The organism is Endobacter medicaginis, assembly GCF_014192375.1.
GTDB lineage: Bacteria > Pseudomonadota > Alphaproteobacteria > Acetobacterales > Acetobacteraceae > Endobacter > Endobacter medicaginis.
In genome coordinates this window covers 1-1,443 of record NZ_JACHXV010000058.1, presented here as the reverse complement: position 1 = coordinate 1,443, position 1,443 = coordinate 1, and the positions used below count along the sequence as shown (strand labels likewise).

Annotated in this window: 1 protein-coding gene; it reads left to right on the top strand. The window is 60.3% G+C overall.

The features are described from left to right. Positions 1-103 precede the first annotated feature (103 nt). Positions 104-1,384 (top strand): hypothetical protein, encoded by a 1,281-nt coding sequence (locus tag FHR90_RS17160; RefSeq protein WP_176626537.1) that lies wholly within the window; start codon positions 104-106, stop codon positions 1,382-1,384. The last annotated feature ends 59 nt before the right edge of the window (positions 1,385-1,443 follow it).

The window sequence follows — 1,443 nt, the reverse complement described above, 5'->3', positions numbered from 1 at the left end:
TCCGGTTCCGCTTCGCTCCACCTCCGACCGGCAATGGCGGCGGAGACGACAATGCACTAACACTCATCCCGGACCACCCAGTGGGGGCCGCTCAGATGCGCTTATGCAGTTGGTCAAGCCTCTCCGTCCCATCTCTGCCGCCTTGGCAAATGCTATTGACGATTTCGCCACCGATCTCAGACATGTCGAAGAGGGCGCATTGGTAGCGGTCCCCGACTTCAGCATTGGAACCGGGGCGACGCTGTCGGACATACTGGTAGCCGCAGCCGGCATCACCGGCCGGTGGCGAGATGATCAACAGATCACTGTCACGTCTCTGGCGGTCATGAGCGGCAAAGTGGCGCGCGTCAGCAAAGACGGCGTCGCCGGCTCAACGCTGCTGACATACAAGGATACTCTCCCACACGACCTCGCCCCCCTGCTTGTTCTGGACGCTTCCGGGCGAGTCCGCCAAGCCTATCGGCACGTTCAGGAGCGACGCGGCAACCTGGAGTTCCTGAAGGAAGCCGTAAAGGACTACTCGCCACTGACTGTCCGCACCTGGAAGACATCAGGCTCGAAGTCGGGTTGGATGAAGAACGCCAACAGCCTGACGCAGGGGATTATCAAAGCAATCCTGGAGCGACCCGACGAACAGTGGTTGGTGGTCATTCACAAGGCCGGCGGAAAGGTCGTTGACGTTGATCAGGCCATTCGTAAGGGCCTCCCGGCCGACACCCAACAGCAGGTCAGCACCCTCACTTGGGGTCAACACATGGCCACCAACCTCTACGCTGATTTTCCCAACGTCATCCTGGCTGGCACTCTGTTCATGGCTCCCAGCTTCTACACCGCCCTGACACATATGGCGCAAGACTTCGACGTGGCAGACGGTCAGGTGTCCCGTGAAGACGTTGAGGCGACCATGAGGGGTGAACACGCGAACCTCGTTCTTCAAGCCTTGTGCCGTGGACGAGTCCGCAAGTCGGATGGCGACAGATGTCAACCGATGACGGCATATGTCATCGCCTCACCTCGCAGCGGCATCCCCGCCGATCTCCCGACAGTGTTCCCCGGCTGCAAGGTGGAAATGTGGTCTCCTTTCGGTTCGAAGCTCACGGGCCGGGCATTGAAGGCGTTTCAATTCGTAGAAGACCGCCTACAGGCTGGAGCCGACGCCATCCTATATCGAGAGATCGCGAACAGCGTGGAGATGGTCCCGAAGGACTTCCCGAAGTTCATTGCCAAAACCTCCGCATGGCTGTCCGCGATGGACGACATCGGGATGACGGAAGGTGTCATCCAAGGGAGGCTTCGAGGGCTGCGTAGGGTGGCACAAAGCGACCTGATGAAACATGAAGTCGCTGGGTGTGTACCGCCCGCAGATTGTGAGACACCGATCTGAAGCCTACGCGGCGACGGCCGCGAGTGGAAGCTGCGCGGCGCGGATTGCGGCCGGTGGCC